Source organism: Streptomyces sp. Z423-1 (genome assembly GCF_013009255.1).
Taxonomy (GTDB): Bacteria; Actinomycetota; Actinomycetes; order Streptomycetales; family Streptomycetaceae; genus Streptomyces; species Streptomyces gossypiisoli.
Map to the genome: position 1 here is coordinate 4001983 of NZ_CP053109.1, position 23126 is coordinate 4025108.

Annotated in this window: 15 protein-coding genes, 1 tRNA gene and 2 pseudogenes; 12 read left to right on the forward strand and 6 right to left on the reverse strand. The window is 69.7% G+C overall.

Going from position 1 to position 23126, the window contains the following annotated elements; all coding sequences use genetic code 11:
* Positions 1–134: 134 nt before the first annotated feature.
* Entirely contained in the window at positions 135–1112 is a 978-nt protein-coding gene (locus HJD23_RS17890) for an ArsA-related P-loop ATPase (RefSeq protein ID WP_171109641.1), read from the forward strand.
* Positions 1109–2467: an ArsA family ATPase gene (locus HJD23_RS17895; RefSeq protein WP_171109640.1), complete on the forward strand. Its 1359-nt coding sequence runs from the start codon at positions 1109–1111 to the stop codon at positions 2465–2467. The genes HJD23_RS17890 and HJD23_RS17895 overlap by 4 nt, the downstream gene beginning before the upstream one ends.
* 119 nt (positions 2468–2586) lie before the next feature.
* On the opposite strand, the gene wblA is transcribed toward HJD23_RS17895, so the two are convergent.
* The gene (gene wblA, locus HJD23_RS17900) at positions 2587–2922 is read right to left on the reverse strand and encodes a transcriptional regulator WblA (RefSeq protein WP_171109639.1); all 336 of its coding nucleotides are present in this window, start codon (positions 2920–2922) and stop codon (positions 2587–2589) included.
* A 418-nt stretch (positions 2923–3340) separates the two neighbouring features.
* Here wblA and HJD23_RS17905 point away from each other — a divergent pair, with 418 nt between their 5' ends.
* A complete protein-coding gene (locus HJD23_RS17905) occupies positions 3341–5632 on the forward strand; it encodes a transglycosylase domain-containing protein (RefSeq protein WP_171109638.1) in 2292 nt (763 codons plus the stop codon).
* Positions 5633–5882: 250 nt separating this feature from the next.
* Here the strand turns inward: HJD23_RS17905 and HJD23_RS17910 are convergent, their stop codons facing one another.
* Positions 5883–6347, reverse strand: coding sequence for a GatB/YqeY domain-containing protein (locus HJD23_RS17910; RefSeq protein WP_171109637.1), 465 nt, complete (start codon positions 6345–6347; stop codon positions 5883–5885).
* Positions 6348–6442: 95 nt separating this feature from the next.
* Between HJD23_RS17910 and HJD23_RS17915 the strand changes: the two genes are divergently transcribed.
* The 3 genes from HJD23_RS17915 to HJD23_RS17925 all read left to right on the forward strand — a co-directional run bounded on the left by HJD23_RS17915 (position 6443) and on the right by HJD23_RS17925 (position 8426).
* On the forward strand, positions 6443–7369 hold the full coding sequence (locus HJD23_RS17915; RefSeq protein ID WP_171109636.1) for a metallophosphoesterase: 927 nt from the start codon (positions 6443–6445) through the stop codon (positions 7367–7369).
* Positions 7370–7525: 156 nt separating this feature from the next.
* The gene (locus HJD23_RS17920) at positions 7526–8320 is read left to right on the forward strand and encodes a Pr6Pr family membrane protein (protein ID WP_171109635.1); all 795 of its coding nucleotides are present in this window, start codon (positions 7526–7528) and stop codon (positions 8318–8320) included.
* Between the two features lie 32 nt (positions 8321–8352).
* Positions 8353–8426: transfer RNA gene (locus tag HJD23_RS17925), tRNA-Pro, on the forward strand.
* Between the two features lie 174 nt (positions 8427–8600).
* Here HJD23_RS17925 and HJD23_RS43845 read toward each other — a convergent pair.
* Positions 8601–8747 (reverse strand): annotated as a pseudogene (locus HJD23_RS43845) (DUF317 domain-containing protein); the annotation flags it as partial.
* Positions 8748–9126: 379 nt separating this feature from the next.
* Between HJD23_RS43845 and HJD23_RS17930 the strand changes: the two are divergent.
* The 6 genes and pseudogenes from HJD23_RS17930 to haaN all read left to right on the forward strand — a co-directional run bounded on the left by HJD23_RS17930 (position 9127) and on the right by haaN (position 17067).
* A pseudogene (locus HJD23_RS17930) lies at positions 9127–9833 on the forward strand (nucleotidyltransferase domain-containing protein).
* Between the two features lie 373 nt (positions 9834–10206).
* Positions 10207–11976: a hypothetical protein gene (locus tag HJD23_RS17935; protein WP_171109634.1), complete on the forward strand. Its 1770-nt coding sequence runs from the start codon at positions 10207–10209 to the stop codon at positions 11974–11976.
* Between the two features lie 248 nt (positions 11977–12224).
* Complete coding sequence (gene haaT, locus HJD23_RS17940; RefSeq protein ID WP_171109633.1) at positions 12225–14978, forward strand: cyclophane-containing RiPP biosynthesis TPR protein HaaT; 2754 nt, start codon at positions 12225–12227, stop codon at positions 14976–14978.
* 139 nt (positions 14979–15117) lie between these two features.
* On the forward strand, positions 15118–15321 hold the full coding sequence (gene haaA / locus HJD23_RS17945; protein ID WP_171107094.1) for a HaaA family cyclophane-containing RiPP peptide: 204 nt from the start codon (positions 15118–15120) through the stop codon (positions 15319–15321).
* A 13-nt stretch (positions 15322–15334) separates the two neighbouring features.
* Positions 15335–16495, forward strand: coding sequence for an FxsB family cyclophane-forming radical SAM/SPASM peptide maturase (locus tag HJD23_RS17950; RefSeq protein WP_171109632.1), 1161 nt, complete (start codon positions 15335–15337; stop codon positions 16493–16495).
* Positions 16496–16587: 92 nt separating this feature from the next.
* Positions 16588–17067: a cyclophane-containing RiPP N-acetyltransferase HaaN gene (gene haaN / locus HJD23_RS17955; protein WP_171109631.1), complete on the forward strand. Its 480-nt coding sequence runs from the start codon at positions 16588–16590 to the stop codon at positions 17065–17067.
* A 473-nt stretch (positions 17068–17540) separates the two neighbouring features.
* On the opposite strand, the gene fxlM is transcribed toward haaN, so the two are convergent.
* The 3 genes from fxlM to HJD23_RS17970 all read right to left on the reverse strand — a co-directional run bounded on the left by fxlM (position 17541) and on the right by HJD23_RS17970 (position 23077).
* On the reverse strand, positions 17541–18764 hold the full coding sequence (fxlM, locus tag HJD23_RS17960) for a methyltransferase, FxLD system (RefSeq protein WP_171109630.1): 1224 nt from the start codon (positions 18762–18764) through the stop codon (positions 17541–17543).
* 87 nt (positions 18765–18851) lie between these two features.
* Complete coding sequence (locus tag HJD23_RS17965; protein WP_232107856.1) at positions 18852–20027, reverse strand: lanthionine synthetase C family protein; 1176 nt, start codon at positions 20025–20027, stop codon at positions 18852–18854.
* Positions 20027–23077 (reverse strand): lantibiotic dehydratase, encoded by a 3051-nt coding sequence (locus HJD23_RS17970; RefSeq protein ID WP_171109628.1) that lies wholly within the window; start codon positions 23075–23077, stop codon positions 20027–20029. Before HJD23_RS17970 ends, HJD23_RS17965 begins: the two co-directional genes overlap by 1 nt.
* Between the last annotated feature and the right edge of the window lie 49 nt (positions 23078–23126).

Here is a 23126-nt window from a genome sequence, read left to right on the forward strand (position 1 = left end):
GGGCCGACTGTATCCGCTGGCGGGGGCGGTCATCGCGGGCGGCGGGAGTGAGAGTTGTCCACAGGGCGTTATCCACAGGATGTTATCCACAGGCCGCCGATTGGTTTTCGCGCGAACTGGTTACGCTCGAAGACGTGAGCAGGCTCCAGGTCGTCAGCGGCAAGGGCGGGACCGGCAAGACGACGGTCGCCGCGGCACTCGCGTTGGCTCTGGCCACGGAGGGGAAGCGGACGCTTCTCGTCGAGGTCGAGGGCCGACAGGGCATCGCACAACTCTTCGAAACGGAGGCGCTGCCCTATGAGGAACGGAAGATCGCGGTCGCCCCGGGCGGCGGCGAGGTGTTCGCCCTCGCCATCGATCCCGAACTGGCCCTCTTGGACTACCTCCAGATGTTCTACAAGCTGGGGAGCGCCGGACGGGCCCTGAAGAAGCTCGGCGCGATCGACTTCGCCACCACCATCGCGCCCGGCCTGCGGGACGTACTCCTGACCGGCAAGGCGTGCGAGGCGGTCCGGCGCAAGGACCGGACCGGGCGGTTCGTGTACGACTACGTCATCATGGACGCGCCGCCCACGGGCCGGATCACGCGCTTTCTGAACGTCAACGACGAGGTCGCCGGGCTGGCGAAGATCGGCCCGATACACAATCAGGCACAGGCCGTGATGCGGGTGCTGAAGTCCCGGGAGACGGCCGTCCACCTGGTGGCCCTCCTGGAGGAGATGCCCGTCCAGGAGACCGCCGACGGCATCGCCGAGCTGCGGGCGGCGGGTCTGCCGGTCGGGCGGGTGATCGTGAACATGGTGCGGCCGGAGGTGCTGGACGCGGCCGACCTGGACCTCGTACGGACCGTGCCGCGCACCGATCTCGCCCGGTCGCTGTCGGCCGCCGGACTCGGCGGGGCGCGCCGCGGGCAGAACGCCGAGAAGCTGGTGGACCCGCTGCTGGCGCAGGCCGAGGAGTACGCCGAGCGGTATCTGCTGGAGCACGAACAGCGGTCTGTCCTCGCCGAGCTGGGCCTGCCGCTGCACGAACTGCCGCTGCTCGCCGAGGGCATGGATCTGGCGGGCCTGTACGAACTGGCCACCGAGCTGCGGAAGCAGGACGTCTCATGAGCCCGGACCCCACATCGACGCACCACCACCTCTCCCCCGCGCGCGTGCTCGACGTCGATCCGCTGCTCGACGACCCGAAGACCCGCATCGTGGTGTGCTGCGGCTCGGGCGGGGTCGGCAAGACCACCACGGCGGCGGCGCTGGGCCTCAGGGCCGCCGAGCGCGGCCGCAAGGTCGTCGTGCTCACCATCGACCCGGCGCGCCGGCTGGCGCAGTCCATGGGCATCGACTCGCTGGACAACACCCCGCGCCGGGTGAAGGGCGTCGAGGGCGACGGCGAACTGCACGCGATGATGCTCGACATGAAGCGCACCTTCGACGAGATCGTCGAGGCGCACGCGGATCCGCAGCGGGCGGCCGCGATCCTGTCGAACCCCTTCTACCAGTCGCTCTCGGCGGGCTTCGCGGGCACGCAGGAGTACATGGCGATGGAGAAGCTGGGCCAGCTGCGGGCCCGCGACGAGTGGGACCTGATCGTCGTCGACACGCCGCCCTCGCGCTCCGCGCTGGACTTCCTGGACGCGCCCAAGCGGCTGGGGTCGTTCCTGGACGGGCGGCTGATCCGGCTGCTGACGGCCCCGGCGAAGCTGGGCGGCCGGGCGGGGATGAAGTTCCTGAACGTCGGGATGTCGATGATGACCGGCACGCTCGGCAAGCTGCTCGGCGGTCAGCTGCTGAAGGACGTCCAGACGTTCGTGGCGGCGATGGACACGACCTTCGGCGGCTTCCGCACGCGCGCGGACGCCACGTACAAGCTGCTCCAGGCGCCCGGGACGGCGTTCCTGGTGGTGGCGGCCCCGGAGCGGGACGCGCTGCGCGAGGCCGCGTACTTCGTGGAGCGGCTGGCCGCCGAGGACATGCCGCTGGCCGGGCTGGTGCTCAACCGCGTGCACGGCAGCGGCGCCGACCGCCTGTCGGCCGAGCGGGCGCTCGCCGCCGCGGAAAATCTTGAGGAGCCCCGCATTGTGGATCAGGGGGGCGGGAAAGCTGGACTTCGTAACTCTCCCGACACGTACGGCAGTTCAGATGCACCCGCTTCCGAGGCGTCGGCCCCCGAGTCACCGGCTCCCGAAGCACCGCTCAATAGCGAGGACTCCCCCATCGCCACGGACGGGAACGGCTCAGACCGCACCGTCGACCAGCTCACCGCGGGCCTGCTGAGGCTGCACGCGGACCGTATGCAACTGCTCTCCCGCGAGCAGCGCACGCGTGACCGCTTCACCGCGCTGCACCCCGAAGTGGCGGTGGTCGAAGTGGCCGCGCTGCCCGGCGATGTGCACGACCTCGCGGGGCTGCGGGACATCGGGGACCGGCTCGCGGCCCACCGGCCGGAGCTGTCCGTCGACGAAGCCTGAAGACGGGCCCCTGAGGAAGCCTGAAGACGCGGGGCCCCTGAGGAAGCTGACGACACGGGCCCCTGAGGAAGCCTGACGACGCGGGGCCCCTGAGGGGGCGCCCGGGACGCCCGCGGTCCTCAGCTCACCGCCGCGTAGTTCTCGTACACCTCGTCGTCGAGGGGCACCAGGCCGGCCCCCCGCTCGTACTCCGTCCGCGCGGTCTCCAGCAGCCGACGCCAGGAGGTGACGGTCGGGCGCCTGCGCAGCAGTGCGCGGCGCTCGCGCTCGGTCATTCCTCCCCACACGCCGAACTCGACGCGGTTGTCCAGCGCGTCGGCCAGACATTCCGTGCGTACCGGACATCCGGTGCACACCGCCTTGGCCCTGTTCTGCGCTGCTCCCTGAACGAACAGTTCATCCGGATCGGTAGTGCGGCAGGCCGCCTGCGCACTCCAGTCGGTTACCCAGCCCATACCGGCGCCGTCCTCTCCCGAATCGAGGCTCCCCCACGGCGGCAGCGGCATATTCACCGCCGCCAGTTGAGGACGTTACGGAAGGTGGGCACAGTGCAACACCCCCAGCGGGCCCAATCTTGAATGGCCCGAACGGACTATGCGCAAGCGGCAGATCACCCGGGGGAGTGAGCCCGCGACATGCGCGGCAATCCCGGCATTTCGGGATGGTTCTGTTGCGTCACAACGGACGCCCGGTGACACACAAGGCGGATTCGGGCACGCACCCAACACGCCTCGGCAAAAAGGGCCGAGAGGATCCGGAACGATTCGGGGTCGCCGGACGTATTGATACGTAGTCCTACTGCTGTGACAGTTGAGAGCAGCTTAGGCCAAGGCATATACGCGTGTCCGGCGAATGAGAACGTAGGCTGCCCTCATGCCAAAGAAGCGCTCGGGCGGTGGTCTGTCGGCAACGCAGCAGGCCGCCAAGTTCCTCGGTGTCAGTGTGCTCGCGGGAGCCGTCATGGCCGGCATCGCGCTGCCCGCCGTCGGCGCGCTGGGCCTCGCGGCGAAGGGCTCGGTGGAGAGCTTCGACGAGCTCCCCGCCAACATGAAGACCCCGCCGCTCAGCCAGCGGACCACCATCCTCGACTCCCGCGGCGACCACATCGCGACGGTCTACTCACGCGACCGCACGGTGGTCGAGCTCAAGGACATCTCGCCGTACATGCAGAAGGCGATCGTCGCGATCGAGGACTCGCGCTTCTACCAGCACGGCGCGGTCGACCTCAAGGGCGTCCTGCGCGCCCTGAACCGCAACGCGCAGAGCGGCGGCGTCGCCGAGGGCGCGTCCACGCTCACCCAGCAGTATGTGAAGAACGTCTTCGTGGAGGAGGCCGGCGACGACCCGACGAAGGTCGCGCAGGCCACCCAGCAGACCCTCGGCCGCAAGATCCGCGAACTGAAGTTCGCGATCCAGGTCGAGGAGGAGCTCGGCAAGAAGAAGATCCTCGAGAACTATCTGAACATCACCTTCTTCGGCCAGCAGGCGTACGGCGTCGAGGCCGCCTCCCAGCGCTACTTCTCCAAGTCGGCCAAGGACCTCAGCCTCCCGGAGGCGGCGCTCCTCGCGGGCATCGTCCAGTCGCCCAGCCGGTACGACCCGGTCAACGACGAGGCCGAGGCCACCAAGCGGCGCAACGTCGTCCTGCAGCGCATGGCCGAAGTCGGCGACATCTCCCAGGCGGACGCCGACGAGGCCATGCGGGAGCCGCTTCGGCTGAAGGTCAGCCGGCCGCAGAACGGCTGCATCACCGCCGTCAAGGGCGCCAGTTTCTTCTGCAAGTACGTCGAGAAGGTCTTCCTCAACGACCCGGTCTTCGGCAAGACCAAGGAGGAGCGGGCGAAGCTCTGGAACCAGGGCGGTCTGACCGTCCGGACCACCCTCGACCCGCAGGCCCAGGAGTCGGTCCAGGCCTCGCTCAAGGACCACGTCAACAAGGACGACCAGGTCGCCGCGGCCACCACCCTGGTCGAGCCCGGCACCGGCAAGATCCTCGGCATGGGCCAGTCGAAGCCGTACGGCTACAACAAGAACGAGACCGAGTACAACTACTCGGTCGACTCCTCCATGGGCGGCTCGAACTACGGCTTCCCGACCGGTTCGACGTTCAAGCCGTTCGTCGCGGCGGCCGCGCTGGAGGAGGGGCGGCCGCCCACACAGGAGTACTCGTCGCCGTACCGGATGGAGTACCCGAGCCCGGTCCAGACGTGCTCCGGCAAGCCGTGGGTGAACGTCGGCCCGAAGAAGGAGACCGTCGAGAACGAGGACGAGTCCGAGGTCGGCCCGTACCGGCTGGAGGAGGCGACGGCCAAGTCGGTCAACACCTACTACGTGCAGATGATCTCCGACATCGGCCTCTGCCCGGTCGTGAAGATGACCGACAACCTGCACGTGGTGCAGGGCAACGGCGACAAGCTGCCCGAGATGCCCTCCATCGCCCTCGGCGCCAAGGGCATCTCCCCGCTGACCATGGCGACCGCGTACGCCGCCTTCGCCGCGCGCGGTATGTACTGCACGCCGATCGCCATCGAGTCGATCACGCAGAAGATCGGCAACGAGCAGAAGTCGCTTCCGGTGCCGAAGTCGACCTGCTCACGGGCCATGTCCGAGCGGACCGCCGACACCATCAACACCCTGCTGCGCGGTGTGGTCGACTCCGGCACGGGCCAGGAGGCGGGCCTGACCGACCGCGACAGCGCCGGTAAGACGGGTACGACGGACGAGCGCAGGAACGCCTGGTTCGTGGGCTACACGCCCAACCTGGCCGGCGCGGTCTGGGTCGGCAGCGCGACCCAGCAGGTCGAGATGGAGGGCATCTCCATCGGCGGCGTCTATCACGACAAGGTCTACGGCGGCCGCGTGCCCGGCCCGATCTGGCGCGACGCCATGACCGGCGCCCTCGCGGGCAAGGAGCCTGCCTCCTTCAACATCGTCGACATCCCGGACGGCGGCGACCGCGACCGCGGTGACCGCGGTGACGGCGGCAACAACGACAACGGCAACGGCGACGACCGGGGCGGCCTGATCGAAGGGCTGACCAACGGGGGCACGGACGGGGGGAGGTTCCCGGACCCCACGTTCTCGATTCCCGAGGGCTGGATCCAGGGCGGCGGCAACGGCGGGAACAACGGGAACGGCAACGGCAACGGGGGGAACTGGCCGTGATGGGTTGACCCAGGCGGTGGTACGACGATGGGGGCGCCCTTCTTGAGGAGGGGCGCCCCCATTTGGCGTACTGGAGGCTGGGCGCCGTTTGTGGAGAGGGCACCCTTGGCGGCGTGGTGGGCACCCCTTCTTTAAGAGGGGCGCCTCTTTAAGAGGGGCGCCCTTGGCGACGTGATGGGGCCCTTCTTGAAGAGGGGCGCCCCGTCGGCGTACGGCCGCTTGCTTGGCGCGGTGGCCCGCGACTGCCGCCTCAGCCCGCGAGGAGCTTCTTCACCGCGGCGGCGACGCGGCCGCCCTCCGCCAGGCCGGCCACCTTCGGGTTCACGATCTTCATGACCGCGCCCATGGCCCGCGGCCCCTCCGCGCTGGCGGCCTTCGCCTCCTCCACCGCCTGAGCCACGATCCGGTTCAGCTCCTCGTCGGACAGCTGCTTGGGCAGGTACGCGGCGAGCACCTCGCCCTCCGCCTTCTCCCGCTCGGCCGACTCGGCGCGACCACCCTGCGCGAAGGCGTCCGCGGCCTCACGCCGCTTCTTCGCCTCGCGGGTGATCACCTTCGTGACCTCCTCGTCGGAGAGCTCGCGCTTCTCCGTACCCGCGACCTCCTCCTTGGTGATCGCGGCGAGCGTCAGCCGGAGCGTCGAGGAGCGGAGCTCGTCACGCTCCTTGATCGCGGCGTTGAGGTCTTCCTGCAGCTTCGACTTGAGCGTGGTCATGGGGTCGATTGTCGCAGGTGTGCACGGCTGGACGCCCGTTGATTTAAGGGGCGGTCGGGCGCGGGGGCGCTACAGCGTCTGACACGATGGGGCGTATGCGCGCGCGATACGGAGTACCCCTCGGCATCACGGCGGTCGCGGCCGCCGGTCTCGTCTACTCGGCCGGGTTCGAGGCCCGTTCCTTCCGTCTGCGACGGGTGACCGTCCCCGTCCTGCCCGCGGGCATGCGCCCGCTGCGCGTGCTGCACGTCTCCGACATCCACATGGTCAGCGGCCAGCGCAAGAAGCAGCGCTGGCTGCGCTCGCTGGCCGGCCTGCGCCCGGACTTCGTGATCAACACCGGCGACAACCTCTCCGATCCGGAGGGCGTACCGGAGGTGCTGGACGCGCTGGGGCCCCTGATGGAGTTCCCGGGTGCGTACGTCTTCGGCTCCAACGACTACTACGGCCCCAAGCTGCGCAACCCCGCCCGCTATCTGATCGAGAAGGCCCAGGGCCGCCACGGCTTGAACGGCAACGCGCCCGCGGTCGGCGTCGTCCACAACCCGTGGGAGGACCTGCGGGACGGTTTCGACGCGGCGGGCTGGCTGAACCTCACGAACACGCGGGGGATGCTGAAGATCGACGGCGTCACGGTGGAGATGACGGGCGTGGACGACCCGCACATCAAGCGGGACCGCTACGCGACGGTGGCGGGCGGTCCGTCGTCGTCGGCGGACTTCTCGATGGGCGTGGTGCACGCCCCGTACCTGCGCAGCCTGGACGCCTTCACGGCCGACGGCTACCCCCTGATCCTGGCCGGCCACACCCACGGCGGCCAGCTCTGCGTCCCCTTCTACGGCGCCCTGGTCACCAACTGCGACCTGGACACGGACCGGGTGAAGGGCCTGTCGACGCACACCTCCGAGGGCCACACGTCCTACCTGCACGTGTCGGCGGGGTGCGGGGCGAACCGGTTTACGCCGGTGCGGTTTGCTTGTCCGCCGGAGGTTACGTTGATGACGTTGGTGGGGCGGGGGTAGGGCGTAGGGCGGGGGTAGGGGGTAGAGCCGGGGCGGCGGGGCGGGGCGGCGCTGGTTGGCAGGGCACCCGGCAAGGCACCGGCAAGGCACCGACCGACGTAACCCACACAGCCCACCCACAATGCCCCATTTGCCCGATCTGCTTAGCGTGAGGGCATGACCGCCCCGATACCCAGGGACATCCCGGACCTCCCCGCGATCCCGGGCGTGCCCGGGCTGCCGCCCTCCCCGGTTCCCGCCACGGCGGTGGTACCCCCCGTACGCCGCCCCGCGACCGCCGTCTTCCGCCTCATGACCGCACTGACGGCGGCGGCCGGCGCAACGATCTTCCTGCTCCTCGGCAGCCCGCTCCGGGTGATGAGCCATTTCACGATCCAGAGCAGCATCCTGCTGGCCGTAGTCCTCACGATCTCGGCCCGCCGAGCCTGGACGGCCCGCCGCCCCCTGCCGCCGGCCGTGACGGGCGCGGCACTCCTCTACGTGCTGATCGCGGCCCTCGTCCACCACCTGCTCCTCGCGAACGCGTCGAGCCCGTTCGTGATGACGACGACGCTGACCGGCGACGCACACCCCACGCTGCTGCAGTCGATCGCCGACCACACCCTGCACACGGCGGTCCCGATAGCGGCCGTACTGGACTGGCTACTCCTTACCCCCTCCGGCCGCCTCCACCTCCGCCAGGCCACCACCTGGCTCCTCTACCCCCTGGCCTACCTGGCCTTCTCCTTCGCCCGGGGCGCGTACCTGCTCCCCGACACGCCGGGCCGCTACCTCTACCCGTTCCTCGACGTCGACCAGCACGGCTACAAGAGCGTCCTGGGCAACGCCCTCCTCCTCGGCCTCTCCATCTACGCCCTGGCCGTCCTCCTGGTCGCCCTCGACCACGCCCGCCCGAACCCCGTCCGCCACCGCACGAAAACCGGATTTCGTCTCCAGCCACCAGTGGGCTAAAGTAAACGACGTCGCCGCGACAGCAGCGACATCGGGGTGTAGCGCAGCTTGGCAGCGCGCTTCGTTCGGGACGAAGAGGTCGTGGGTTCAAATCCCGCCACCCCGACGCTGGTCAGAGGCCCATTCGCGTGATCGCGGGTGGGCCTCTGTCATGTTCGGGGGCCAAACAGGGGGCCAAACGAATTTGATCAGGCCACCCGTCGCCCTCTTCGTCGGCCTCCGCAGCTCCCCTTACTGACCTTCGGCGAGAATGTCATCCATCGCTTCGGCACCTGCGTGATCACGGGACAGGCTGCCTGCGGTGGCGAGGCACCGGGCCGGGGAAACGAGAGGACACGAACGCGGCGACCAGGCCATGGGGGACGCTGGCGCTGAAGCTGGCACACCACAGATACGACGCGCCGGGCACGGGCTCCGCCCACACCTCACACAGACATCCATGTACTACGCCAGCTTCGGCTGGCACGCAGATGCCGAGTACACCGACTTCGCTGAGGGCTACGGCTTCGACGTCCGGCAGTGGTCCGGGTACACCGTGCTCCGGAGCGTCCGCGAACTGCTGATGGTCACCTGGCTCTCCCAGAACGCCGGCACGGATCCGCGCGTCGCTGAGGAAGTCGAGAAGCGCGTCGAGACGCTGCGGTCAGGTGGCTCCCGACGGGCTTGGGCGCCGTTCTGGGCGAGTCTGGCTTGCACCCAGAGGCCGCCACCAGCGCAGGCGACAGCATCGGGTCCTGCGGGTGCCATCGCTGGTGGGAGAGCAAAACCTAGTGCGCGCCTGCCCACAGGGCGCTGATAGTTGCTGAATGGATGCTGTTGACGCTGCGCGTGCCGTTGTAGAGGAACACCACCCTGACGCTCGCGCGGCGTTCCTGGGAGGCAGCGTCGTGACGGGCCGCCGCACGGCGACGTCGGACCTCGACATCGTGGTGCTCCTGCGTGGAGCCCCAGCCCCGTACCGGGCAAGCTTCCGGCACGATGACTGGCCGGTGGAGCTGTTCGTGCACACCGAGGAGACCTGGTCCGCGTACGTCGAACGGGAAATACGCAAGCGCCGGTCACCCCTCCTGTGGATGTGCGCCGACGGGCTGCTGCTCTTCGACACCGACGGAGTCGGAGCGCGCCTCAACGACGAAGCCCAGAGGCTGGCTGCGGCAGGACCGCCGCCTGTGTCAGCTGAAGAGATCGATGACCGCCGCTACGCGATCACCGACCTCCTCGACGATCTCTCGGGGAGTGCCGACCAGAGTGAGCGGCTGTTCATCGCCACCGAACTGGTCGGGCGAACCGGGGAGTTGGCGCTGGCCATAGGCGGGTCTTGGAGTGGGGGCGGGAAGTGGCTGGCACGGCGTCTGGAATCCACAGCGCCGGGGCTCGGCATGCGTCTGCATCATGCCCTTTGCGAGGTGCTGGAGGGTCGGGTGATTCCCTCGTCGGTGTGGTGGACGAGGTACTGGAGCAGGTCGGCGGCCGGTTGTGGGAGGGCTACAAGCGCGGTGGCGGGACGCCGTGAGCGGGCACGGCACGGCCGGCAGTACCCACTGGTGACGACGGAGTAGACGAACTCAGCGACGGACAGGCCGTGGCCCTCGGCAAGTCCGGTGCGGAAGTCCTCGCGCTGGCTCGTGCGACGGTGGAGGACGGCCCCGAGAGCGTGCGTGTGGCCGGCATCCGGCCGACGCACACTCCGGCGGTCCTGATCACGCGCGGGCAGCTGCCCGCGCAGCCGACGCCGGGTGCACCCATGCCTGGCACCAGCCAGTGCGGAATCAGCGCCGATGGATTCGGGTGGATTCGGACTGGACCGCAGGCGTCGAGCCGTAGACTTCGGCAGCCAACGCTGACGAGGTCCGGCCGTTGCGCGTGCCCGCGGGGGAGGAGATCGCATGCAGGACCCTTCGGACTCGATGGAGATCGCCGAGCCTGAGGAGAACGGCCGGAGCAATACCGCCAACTCACCAGTTGTGGATGATCCGACGTCCGACTCGGACATCGACTCGACGACGGCGTCGACGGTCCTGGTGGAGGTGCTCCCAGGGGTGGCTGTCGTCGCCGGTGAGGTCCCGCCGGAGCTGAAGCCCGATCTGATCGACTTCGGGATCGTGCCGGCTGCCGACCGCAAGCAGATCTCAGCGATCCTCGCCTCGATCGGGAACGCGGCGACCGTGGCCGGCAATCTCGGAAGCGCGTTCGCCGGCGTGCAGGGGCTTTACAGGATCGGCGACACGGCACAGGCCCTGCTGAACAGCGGCGCGACGCTCGCCGTCAAGGACGGCGCGAAACTGGGAACAGTGATGGTTCCTGGCCGCATCCTGCATGCGGCCCGCTTCTACCCCGTGACTGCGGTGAGCAAGGCGCAGACCGCGGCCTCGGTCGGGCCGGCGCTGGCCATGGTCGCCCTTCAGATGATGCTGAGTGAGGTCTCGGGCCTCGTCAGGACCAACCTCGCGGTGACAAGTCAGGTCCTCACCGCCATCCGCAAGGATCAGTGGGCCGAACTGACGGGGCTCGTCGCCGCCATCGATCGCGCGGTCGACCAGGCGCGAGAGATCGAATCGGTCCCGACGTCCTTGTGGGAGGACGTCGCGGGCATTGGAGCGCTGCTGCAGAAGCAGCTTGAGCTCTACCAGGGGAACGTCCGAGACCACGTCAGGCGGATCGGTCGGGCCGACGCACGCAGCCACCGTGAGCATCTGCAGACGAACGCCGAGGCGATCGCCTTCGACGCCTACGCCCTCCTGTCCTCCCTCAAGGCATGGACCGGGTATCACGCGCTGCGCGCCGCGAGGGCGAGAGCCGCTGGACGCGAAGACGCCGCCGAGGCGCAGTACGCCGAGGTCATCGCGCGCGACACCCGCGCGGAGTTCGACTCCGCTCTCGCCGAAGCGACGAGCCTCGTCGACGCGCTGACGCGGGAGCTGCGGATCACCGCCGAACTCCCCGGACCCGACACATGGCCGCTGCCGGGGAAGCGGAAGGACGTGAAGGCAGCCCGCGAAACCTCCGCCCGTCTTCTGAAGGCGATCGAGCCTCTTGCCGACGCTCTCCACCCGCCGGCCCCTCCGCTCGAGGCTCCGGGCGTCGTCTGCGCACCCGAATCGCTGGATCTCAAGCCGTACCTTCGCATCCTGCGATGGCTCCTCGAGGACGGTGAGGCTCTACGTGTCCTCGGCTTCCCCGACCAACTCGATGCCCTCGGTCCAATTTCTGCGATCGTCGGCGGAGCGAAGGATAAGTGGGCGGCAGCGAGGGACAAGGCTGCGGCAAAGACACTGGTCGCCGTCACGGATCGCCGCATCATCACGGCCAAGACGAACGCATTCCTTGAGCAAGCCGAGATCCGTCAAGACATCCCGATCGACCAGGTGCGATACGTCCGAGCAACGACCACACAGGACAGAAGCGCGCGCTTGGCGATCGACCTCATCACGCGCGACGAGAACATCCGGTGGCTCTTCCACGCTGACATCGACAACACTCAAGTGGGCGCGCTCGCCGCCGTGCTCGCCGAGTCGATGACGATCCCGGACGTTGAACGCGACGAGCTGCAACGGCGGCGCTACGCCCCCATCGAGGCGGGCAAGAAGAGCGAGAGTGCTGGCACGAGGTCTACCGAACCGGCTGGATCCGAGGCCACGACCTGCGATGCCGAGTAGGCCCCGAACCGATTGACCAGTTCGTGGCTGGGGCCGATAGGGAAGCGCCCACCGCGCCCTGCGGCAGCTGGTGCACCCCGTGGCTCAGACGCGCCCTTGACCAAGGTCTACGAGGATTGTTCCGTTAGGGAAGTTGGGGCGTTCTACTCGGGAGTTGCCTTCGTGACCAGGTCGGTTGGCAGTGCGTGGTGTCTCGTCAGCGGCACCAGGGTGGAATCGGCCGCTCCCCTGGCTTCTGGGGCCTCCGTATGAGACTCCGGCGCGGGATCGCGATCGCCGTCGTCGCCGGAGGCGGCGCTGTGACCACCATGCTGGTCGGGCTCGTCACGAACGCCGTGTCCGATGAGTCGCGGTGGCCCGGCGGGCTGGGGTGGTTGCAGGAGCACGCCTGGTTCTCGTTCGTCGTGTTGGGCGTTGCGATGGCGGGGCTGACGGCCCTGCTCGCCGGGCTCTCCGAGACGCGGCCTCCCACCCCTCCGGGCCGACCGGAGGATGGAGCAGGGCCAGGGGCCGCCCAGGTGCTGCGTTCGTTGCCGCGCGACACCGCCGCGTTCACCGACCGTGCCGCGGAGCTGGAGCGGCTGGTGGGCTCGGTGCGGGCCTCACAGGAGCGTGGCGAGGGGCTGCCCGTTCACGTGATCGACGGCATGCCCGGTGTCGGGAAGACGACCTTCGCCGTGCACGCAGGCCACCTGCTCTCCGAGCGGTTCCCCGACGGACAGCTCTTCGTGAACCTCAACGGGCACACGCCGGGGCGTACTCCGGTGCAGGCCGGCGAGGCGCTCGCCTCGCTTCTCGCGGCCGCCGGCGTGCCGACGCAGCAGATTCCCGTAGGTGACGACGTCGGAGCGGTCACCGAGGCTCGGGCCGCCATGTGGCGGAGCAGACTCGCGGACAAGAAGGCGCTGCTGATTCTCGACAACGCGGCCAGCTACCGGCAGCTGGAGCCGCTGCTCCCCGGTGGGAGCGGGTGTCTGGTGTTGGTGACCAGTCGCAAGCGGCTGGTGGCGAACGAGGAGGTGGTCATGTCGGTGGACGCACTGCCGCCGGATCACGCGGTCGACCTCTTCGTACGGCTCAGTGGGCGACCGGCCGACGCTCTCGGCCGGGATGTGGTGGACGAGTTGGTGCGGCTGTGCGGGTGTCTGCCGCTGGGGGTGTCGCTTCTCGCGGCACGGCTGCGGCACCATCCGTCCTGGAGCGCCGAGGACCTGCGCGGGCGGCTGGTGGCGGCGCGGGACCGGCTGGGAGAGCTGCGCGCGGGGGAACGTGCCGTCACCCCGACGTTCGATCTGTCCTATCGGGATCTCGCGCCGGAGCGGCAGCACTTCTTCCGACAGCTCGGGTTCTTCCCCGGGACCGATCTGGACCCGCACGTCGGTGCGGCTCTTGCTGAGGTCTCCGTTGTGGTGGCCCGTCGGCACCTTGAGGCGCTCTACGACGACCACCTGATCGACGAGCAACCGGGGAGTCGCTACCGGCTGCACGATCTCTTGCGCGACTACGCTCGCGGTCTCGCCGCCGAGGGAGACAGCATGGACCATGTACAGGCCGTCCAGCGCGTGTGCACCTACTACCTGGCCGCTCTCGCCGTCGCGAACGGGCACACCGTGCGCAGCGGAGCCGCGGTGCCACCGGCGCCGGACGACACCTCGCGGGTGGAGACGCCGGTCCTGGAGTCGCGGGCGGATGCCCTGAGCTGGCTGGAGACCGAGCGGGCCAACATCCTGGCCTGCGTCCGGCGGGCGAACGGCCTCGCCCTGTACGACCTCGTGGTCCGGCTCGCCGCGGCCATGGCGCCCTTCCTGCGCCAGGCCGGCCCCTGGGACCAGGCCGTCGGGCTCCATCGGACCGCCGCCGAGGCCGCTCGCCATACCGGTGACCATCGGGCGCTGGGCGATGCACTCGCCGAGCTGGGTGTCGTACGCCGCTTCATGGCCGCCTACCCACAGGCGATCGAGGCCCTCAACGACGCCGTGACGGCGTACGAAGCGGTCGACGACCGGCGCGGCAAGGCGGAGGCACTGAACCAGCTCGGCATCGTCTGGTACCTGACCGCGGACAACGAGGACGCGGCCCGGGCCCAGACCGAGGCCCTCGCCCTCTACCGTGAGCTGGGGTACCGGCTCGGGCAGGCGAACGCGCTCGCGGATCTCGGCATGACACACCGGCAGATGAGCCGGTTCGACGCTGCGGTGGAGGCGCAGAGCGAGGCCCTGGCGATCTACCGAGAACTCGGTGACCGGTACGGGGAGGCGAACTCCCTGCGGGACCTGGGTGTCGTGCACTGCCTCATGGGCACGTACGACCTGGCCGCGCGGCATCACCAGGAAGCGTTCGACATCTACCTGGAGCTGGACGACCGTGTGCACCAGGCTTACGCGCTGAACGAGTTGGGCGTCGTCCGACGGCTGACCGGAGACATCGAGGCAGCGCGGACGGCACACAGCCAGGCCCTGATGCACTTCACCGAGCTCGGTGAACGGTTCGGCCGCGCGAACAGCATCCGTCACCTTGGCCTCGTGGAGCGTGTGACCGGGGATGCGACAGAGGCGATCCGGCTTCTGGAGGAGGCCCTGGGCGCCTACCGCGAACTCGGCAGCCGCGGGGGTGAGGCCGCCTCGCTGAGCGAGCTGGGCGTGGCGCGCGGCATCGTCGGTGAGCGCGACGGCGCGATCGAGGCGTTCCAACGCGGTTTGGAGATCCTGCGGGGCCTGGGCGACCGGTGCGGCGAGGCAGAGGTACTCAACCACTGGGGGATGCTGCTGTTCACCTCCGATGAGCCGACGGCCGCCCGTGGGCACTTTGGTCAGGCGCTCACGCTCGCGCGGGACATCCGCTGCCCGCTAGAGGAGGCGCGGGCGCTGGAGGGCATCGGCCGCTGCGACTGGACGGTTGACGGGCCTGGTCACGGCGTGGACTCGCTGCGAGCCGCCGTGACCGTGTACCGGCGGTTGGGAGTGAGCGCGTCCGTGGACGACATCGAACGGTTGCTGGTGTAGCGGTCCGGCTGATGCCGACCACGTGGCCGAATTTCCCGTGCCAGGTGGGTGGTTGAGGATGCTACGTTTCCGGCTGATCTGTCGCTTCAACCCCGTCGCACCGTGCCACCTCCGGCACGTACCTCACGAGGAGCGTTGGATGCCGTCACCCACGTCCGCCACCGAGCCACGCACCATCACGCCCGCCGGCCCGGCGTCCACGGAGCCGACGGCGGCCGGCACCGCCGTCCTGGACCGCGTGGCCGCCCGCGTCCGGCAACGGCTGGAGGCAGAGGAGGGCGCGACGGCCCGGGTCGGCGACGGTGCCCATGCGGCCTCGCTCATCTGGCCCTGGCCGCTGTGAGCACGTCCGCTCGATGACAGAACCCGAAGGCCCCGTTCCTTTCCGGACGTTCATCCTCAAGGTCGCCAACCGCTGCAATATCGACTGCGACTACTGCTTCGTCTTCAACTCCAAGGACCAGGCGGCGCGGCGCCTGCCCGCCCGAATGGACCTCGCTGTGGTGCGGGCTGCGGCCCGGCGGATAGGTGAGCACGCCTCCGCCCACCGCCTTCGAGCCATCCACGTCGTCCTGCATGGCGGGGAGCCGCTTCTCGTCGGCGTCGGGCACATGGCCGGTCTGTTGCAGGCCGTCCGGGACAGCGTGCCGGCCGGGACCCGGGTCCTTTTCGAGCTCCAGACCAATGGGACTCTTCTGTCCGATGCGTGGCTGGACCTCTTCGAACGGTACGAGGTTGCGGTCGGCGTCAGCCTCGACGGGCCGCCGCATGCCAATGACCGGCACCGGCTGACGCACGTCGGGCGGTCGAGCGCCGCCTCCGCCGTGCGCGGCATCGAACTCCTGCGGTCGCGGCCACACCTGTTCGCGGGGCTGCTCGCCGTCGTGGACCTGGCCAACGACCCCGTGGAGGTCCACGACTACCTGGCGGCGTTCGAACCGCCGGTGATCGACTTCGGCCTGCCGCACGCGACCCACGACGACCCGCCGCACCGCTCCGACCCGAGCGTGCCCGAGTACGGGCTGTGGATGAGCAGGGTGTACGACGCCTGGCTCGACCGGCCCGAGTACCGGCACAGCGTCCGGATGCTGGAGGACATCGTGGCCCTCAGCTCCGGCGTGCGCGGCTCGGTGGAGACGCTCGGCCTGGCCCCGCCGACAAGCGTCGTGATCGAGTCCGACGGCTCCATCGAGGCCGTGGACACCCTGCGGTCGGTCGAGGAGGGTGCCACCTGGCTCGGACTCGACGTCCTCCGCCACTCCTTCGACGAAGCTCTGTCCCATCCAAAGCTGCTGCACCGGCAACACGGCAAGGAAGCGCTCGCCGAGCAGTGCCGCGCCTGCCCACTTGTGGACGTGTGCGGCGGTGGCTACCTCCCACACCGCTTCAGCGAAGCCCAGGGCTACCGGAACCCGTCTGTCTACTGCGCGGACCTGGAGTACCTCATCCGAAACGTCCAGGGCTCCTTGCGGCAGCACGGCTGGGACCCCTACGCGCAGGCCGCCTCGTCGCCGTAGACGCGTGTGCCGTACCACCAGGAGGGGATCACGCGTTGGAACGAGCGAGTGCAGCAGCGACCGAGCTACCCGAGGAACGACAGGAGGCGCCGATGAGCGTGACGATCCGCCCTGCGGAGAAGCGGGACGTCCCGGCCGTGGCCGAGCTGATCGAGGAGATCGAGCGGTTCTACGGCGCGACCGACACCGGTATCCAGCCACTGGAGGAACGCCGCAGCCAGGTCGAAGAGGCGCTGTTCGGCTCGCCGCCGCTGGCCTCCGCGCTGCTCGTCGAGGATGAGACCGGGGACATCATCGGACTCGCCGCCTACTCGTTCCTCTGGCCGGCCGCTGGCTCCTCGCACTCCCTGTTCCTCAAGGAGCTGTACGTCCGTGGCACACTCCGACGGCAGGGCATCGGTGCCCGCCTCATGGACGAACTTCGTGCCATCGCCGCGGCGCGTCCCGGGTGCAGCCGCGTGGAGTGGATGACCGACAGCGACAACCCGAGTGCACGGGCCTTCTACAAGTCACTTGGGTTCGCCGAGTTCGACGGGAAGATCGTCTACCGGGTCGACTCCGGCACTGCGTGAGGGTGGTACGAGGCCAGTGAAAGTAGAGCGCTGCGACGAGTGCGGCAGCAAGATCGTCATCGGGCTCGGATGCGAATGTCCGCCGGGCTCGTCCGCGTTGGCGTCGGCGACCCCGCGTTCGGTGAGTACGTTCGTGAGGACGGAGTGGCGTACTCACCCGGAGGACACAATCCTGATCTCCCCGGCCCAGTGCGCGCACAGGCCGGGATGGTGCGACCACATGACCGAGGACGACGTACAGCCGCCGCGCTGGGGGTGGATCCCGAATCCTCCGCCCGGGCTCTGGGAGCGGTTGAGCAGTGCTTCTCCGGCGACCGCCACCGCGGGCAATCCGAGGCGGCGGGCCGTGCGACGGTGCACCACCTGTGAGGCGAACCTCGCGCAGGGCTGACCACCGTGCTGCGACATCGCTCTGTTCTCGCTTCGGCGGGCGCGGCCTCACCCGTCAACGGCCGCGCCCGCCTGCGTCAGGCTCAGTAGCTGATGACGAGCCGCACGGAGGGCCGGTCGATCACGGCTCCGTCGGCGAGGTCGCTGTCCGGTGTGTCGGCGGGGTAGGCCGTGACCACGGGTTCGGCGGTCCGGTCCGGGCCCCAGGCGCGGATCTGCGCGCAGATCCGCTCGGCGAGATCAGCGCCGGCCGGGCCGTAGCCGACGGCTCCCAGTCGGAACCGGGGTTCTGTCTCGGGGTCTTCGGCGGTCCGCTCCAGGGTGAGGTACGCGATGGAGTCCCCCTCGACGAGGGCGGGGCTCAGGGCGGGTGAGGCGGGGCGATGGAGGCCGGCCTCCATCGCTGCGGGCTTCGCGGTGATGCGGCAGGTCGCTCGCTCGGTGGCGCTCAACCGCAGCCAGACGCCGTCGAACGACTCGACGGGCCCGACCGTCACATCGGTCCAAGCGACCGACTTCGGTCGGGTGAGCGCGTCGCGCAGGAGATCCAAGGTAATGAACTGGTCCTCGTCCCAGTAGAGCCGGACGAGCCGGTCGTCGTCGATGTAATCGTTCCGCTCTCCGTCCTGGCCGATCACCGGGAGGAAGCCGCACATCTTGACGGATTCGGACCGCATCCGCCCTTCCTCGCGTTCGAAGGCCACGGCCCTGGAGAGCCCGCGCCATCGCAGTGGGACCACGAGGCGTCCGCCGACGGCGAGCTGGTCCCACCAGGCGCCGGGGAGGTCCCACATGCCAACCGTGGCGATCATTCGGTTGTACGGGCTGAACTCCGGGGCGCCGAGGGCGCCGTCCCTCGTGACGACGCGAACGTCTTCGTATCCGTTGGCGTCCAGTGTCCGGCGGGCGTAGGCGGTCACGTCGGGGTCGATGTCGCATGTGGTGACCTGTCCGGACTTCCCAGTGAGGTGCTTGAGCAGGGCGGCGTTGTAGCCGGTGCCGGCTCCGATCTCGAAGACGTTGTCGCCTTCGCGGACGGCGAGCTGGACCAGCATGAAGTGCACGACGTCGGGCTGGGAGGCGCAGCTCAGCGGGAGTGCGTCCGCGTCGAGGTTCTCCTTGATCGTCACGCTCTTGTTGGCGTACGCCTCCTCGAGGGGCGCGTCGGGGAGGAAGGCGTGGCGGGGTACGGTCCGCATTGCGGTTTCGACGCGTGCGTCGCGGAGGCCCGAGAGGTCCTCTTTCAGGATGGCGTCGACCAGGCGGTTGCGCAGGGCCTCGGGGGAGGCGCCAGTGGTGGTGTTCATCGCGTCCTTCCGGAAGGTGCCCGGCCGTGCGTGCGGCAGGGGCAGATCGTACTTATTTGTTCTCGTGCGCGGGTGCGGGTCGCGGCTTCATCCCGTCAGGAGAAGGCAGCGGTCCCAGGGGGCGGTGACCGCCGTGTTGACGGGGTCGGTGAGACGGACCAGGTGGATACCTGCCGTGCCGTCCATCAGGCCGGCGCCGTCCGGCAGTCCGTGGTGGTCCAGGTGCTTGTTGAGCCGGACGTTCAGGCGGCGTAGATGCGACGCGAGTTCGTCGTCGAGGGCGTCGGCGGCGGCACGGGAGACGGTCTGTATGAGCCCCGCCCAGCCGTGGCAGAGGGAGGCTCCGGTGAGCTGGGCGAGCTGCTGGTCGTCGGCCAGACATCCGGCCAGGGCCTGCTCGGCTTGCCGTTGCCGGTCACGGTCGCCGAGGGCGAGGCCGGCGAGTTGTTGGGCGCGGGCCATGCCGGGGGTGCCGTAGCACCAGGACGGGCGCCTCGGTCCTGGGCGCTGGAGTTCGCCGCGTCGGTGTTCGGCTCGGGTGATCAGGTCCGGCCACCAGGCGCGCGAGCCGGTGCCGTTGCGCCACCGGTCGAGCCAGTCGCAGATCCGGGTGATGGCTTGCGTCTGTCCGGGCACCGTGTGGCCGTGGCGCAGGGCTGTGGCCAGCAGCGCCAGCGGTCCGGCGATGCCGTGGGCGAGGCCGAAGTTGCCGTGTCCGCCGGGCCATCGCGGCGTCGGTCGCAGATCGGGGCTGTCTCCCGTCCACCAGCCGGGCAGACGTTGCGCTTCGAAGGTGATCGGTTCGGTCAGCCGCACCAGGTAGGCGAGGAGGTCCTGAAGCTCCGTCTTGTGGCCGCGGTGCAGGTGGTACACGCCCAGCCCGGTCAGTCCGCTGATGAGGTCGTACTCGCCCAGGGTGGGCAACGCGCCGCGATCGATACGGGCGTGTGCCCGCTTGAGTCGTTGGCGTGTGACGTCGGCGAGGTGTGTGTCCAGGGTCGCCAGGGCGCGCGTGGCGGTGTTCGTGTGCGTGAAGCTGAGGACGTACGCGACGGCCGGAGCGCCCTCGTACAGACCGCATGCTTCGGGGGCGGCCTGGATCGGGCCCTTGAGCATGGCGGCGGCCCACGGCCGGAGGGCGTCCCGGTCCTCTTCGCCGGTGTGGGCTCTGACTGCGTGCAGCAGGGCGACTCCCGCCGCGCCGGAGTACAGCGACTGGCCCCAGCCGGGCCCGGTGGGTGTGGGCGGCGCGTCGTAGTTCATCAGCGGCTCTCCCCCGGCCAGGCGGCCCATGCGACGGCGGACTGACGGGCAAGGCGGCGGCAGATTCTCTCGTCCTCCCGGTCCAGGCCACGCAGGCGGTTGTGGTGCATGTGCAGCAAGGATTCCAGGACGGAGTCGAGGTCCATGCTCTCGGCGAGGCCCTCGCGATACAGCGCCAGGGCCACGGCGCGACGGTGCCACGCTTGGGCGAGCTCTTCGCCCCAGCCCCGGGCATGAGGCGTAGTGCGGCGGACGAGTTCGATTGCCTGGTCGCTGACGCCTCGCTCGACGCGAGCCGGAGGCGCGGGGCGGTTCGCCAGCCACCGCATGCCCTCGTCGGGGCCGAGCAAGCCGCAGGCGGTGTCCACCATGCCGACCGCGGCCAGAGCGCGTCCGTCGACGCCGTCGACGCCGGGGCCCTGCAGGGCGGCGAGGGCGTAGGCCGAGTCGGCCGTGAACACCGCCTCGGCACAGCGCAGGGCGGCGCCTGGGCCGTAACGGCCGATCTCGGGGGTGTACGTGTCGAACACGAGCCTGCTGCTGAGCCCCTCGCGGCGCAGCCCGGTGGCCCATCCAGCGACGAGCTCAGTGCCGGCGGCGTACTGTCCGGGGCTGTGGGTGCGGATGCGCAGGCGCAGGTGGTCGAGGTCGTGCGGGGTGCGGTAACGGACGAACCACCACTCGGGCGTACCTGGGAGTTGGGTCACGAGCCTCGTGAGGTGGGTGCCGATCAGCTCATCGAGCTGTTCGGGGTGGCTGTAGATCTTGGCGTTCAGCCAGGGTGCCTGTACCGCCCCCGGTACGGGCCCGAGGGTGCTGTTGGTGAGCACGGGGAGGAAGCCGGAGAGCGGGTCGGGTATCGGTCGGCGGGTGCTGGTCATCGGCAGGGCGATCTCGTGGACGTGGCCGCCGATCCAGCCGTAGGTCTCCTCGGTCGGCGCCTCCGTCAGCACGGCATGGCCTTCCCGGTCCAGGTGGGCGCGTAGGACGGTGGCGTGGGCGGGCACGTCGAGTTGGAGCCGACGTGTCCGGTCGTCCTCCCGCAGCTCGACGGCACCGTGGCAGTGCCACCGCTTCCGCCACCTGCCGAGGGCGTCGGTCCACTCCCGCATGTCCGCGCCGCGGCTTGGAAGGTCGTCGGCGGTCAAAATCCAGCGACTGGGAGAGAGGATTACGCGCCCGTAGCGGACGCGCGGCAGGAACGGCAGTCGTGCGCCGTGCGGCCCCCAGTCGAAGCTGGTCCAGGCAGGGCCGAAGGAGCGGGTCAGGTGCGCCAGGAACCGGGCCAGGGGCGGGGGTTGCTTGTCCAGGGCCATGGCGTGGAAGACCTGCGGGTCCACCAGGCGACGGCGGGAGATGCTGGCCAGGTACAGCCGGGTGTGCGTGGCCGTGACCGCGAGGTCGTCGACGTCGATGAGCGTCGTCGAGGTGTCGTCGGGGCTGCGGTGCTCGCCCAACGGGATCACGTGTGGGAGATAGGCGGGGATGCGGGCGACGTTCTCTGTGTGTGGGTACAGCGGCGGGAAGGAGAGCTGCGCGGTCAGCGCGTTCTCGACGCCCGTGGGAACTTGGCGGTAGACCTCGTCGAGTCCCGTGCCGGTGGCGACCGGAGTGAACCGGGAGGTGAGCGTTCCCGCGGCGCGTGCCGGTGTCACCGTGAGCGTGAAGTCCCCGTCCTCCAGGGCGGACAGGCTGTCGGCGTGCAGGCGCGCGCACATCTCCACGTGGGGCGGTGCCTCCTGCCCGGTCGGCGCATCGCCGGCCAGGCGGTCGATCAGGTCGTTGGTGAGGGCGATCTCTCTGCTGCCGTCAGCCAGTGCCTGCCAGGCCAGGGCCAGCAGCCGCTCGTCCCGCTCGGAGACTGTCGGGGGCGGTGCGGTCATGCGGCTGCCGGGGTACTCGGCTGGATAGCCGAGCCCGGACGCCGGGTCGACGACCTCTTTCACCGGCACGAGCGTGCCGGTGCCATACCGTTCCCAGAACGCGACCTGGTACTCCTTCCACACGCCCTGGCCCGCCGGTCGGCGCGTGAGCCGCAGTAGAGCATCGGCAGCCCTTTCCATCTCCTGCGCGACGCTCTCGGGGATCCGTACCTCGGCGTCCAGCCTCAGGTCGACGGCCAAGGGGCTTCGGCCCGCGTCGGAGAGCCCACGCAGTCGACCCGTGAGTTCCTCCCGAGCCAGCACTTGCGCGCTCGCCGGGCGCCGGTTGTGCTCGTGTACGGCGCGTTGCACAGCTTCCAGTTCGTGCAAAACCTGCGCGACCTGCGGCACCGTGCCCGCGTCCGCGCCGTGCAGCCGCTCGATCAGGTGGGACAGCGGATCGGTGTTGGTCATCGGCGCGCGCAAACTGGTGATCAGAAATTTCTCGCGCACCAGCGCGCCGAGCAGTGTGGGGATGTTCTGCGGCTCGGTCCGGGGGAAGGAGGCGGCCAACTGCTCGGCGAGGGAGGCGAAGCGGACCGGCCGACGTGCCAGGTCCTCGATCACGCGTACCGCGCTGGTGCGCCGGACGGTGGCCCCCATCGGTCCGCCGTGCGGGACATGCAGCCGCCCGCCGCGGCGCGCCGCCAGGTTGTTGAGGACGACATCCAGGCGCTGCAGCAGGATCGGGCACGCCTCCAGGCGGACGATGACGTTGTCGAGCCACTCGGTATCCACCCGCGCCACGGCCTGGTGTGTGTCGCCCCACCTCACGTGTGGCGTCGAGCCCACGCTGGCCGCGGTGACTCCTGCGAAGAGGCCGAACGGGGTCGGTCGCCCGGTGGCGCGCAACAAGTAGCGGACGGTGGCCATGGCGGCGCGCCGGACCTGCTTGGGACGTGTCGGCTGCCCGGCGCAGATCGCGTCGACCCGCGTGGCGAGATCGCCGCTTGCCTGCCGGACGGCGTCGGCGAACCGCGCATCGGCCCACACCTGCTTCAGCCATCTGCCGCATGCCTCCGTGTCGGACGGGTCAGGCCACCATGTCGGCAGACCCGTCAGTGGCATCGCGGCGGCCCGGAGCAGCGCCGCGCCCGTGTGTTGGTAGAGCTTTCCGTCGATTCCCATCCCCATGCCTCCGCCGTCGGTGCTGTGAACGAGCGGGGTCGGGGGCGGC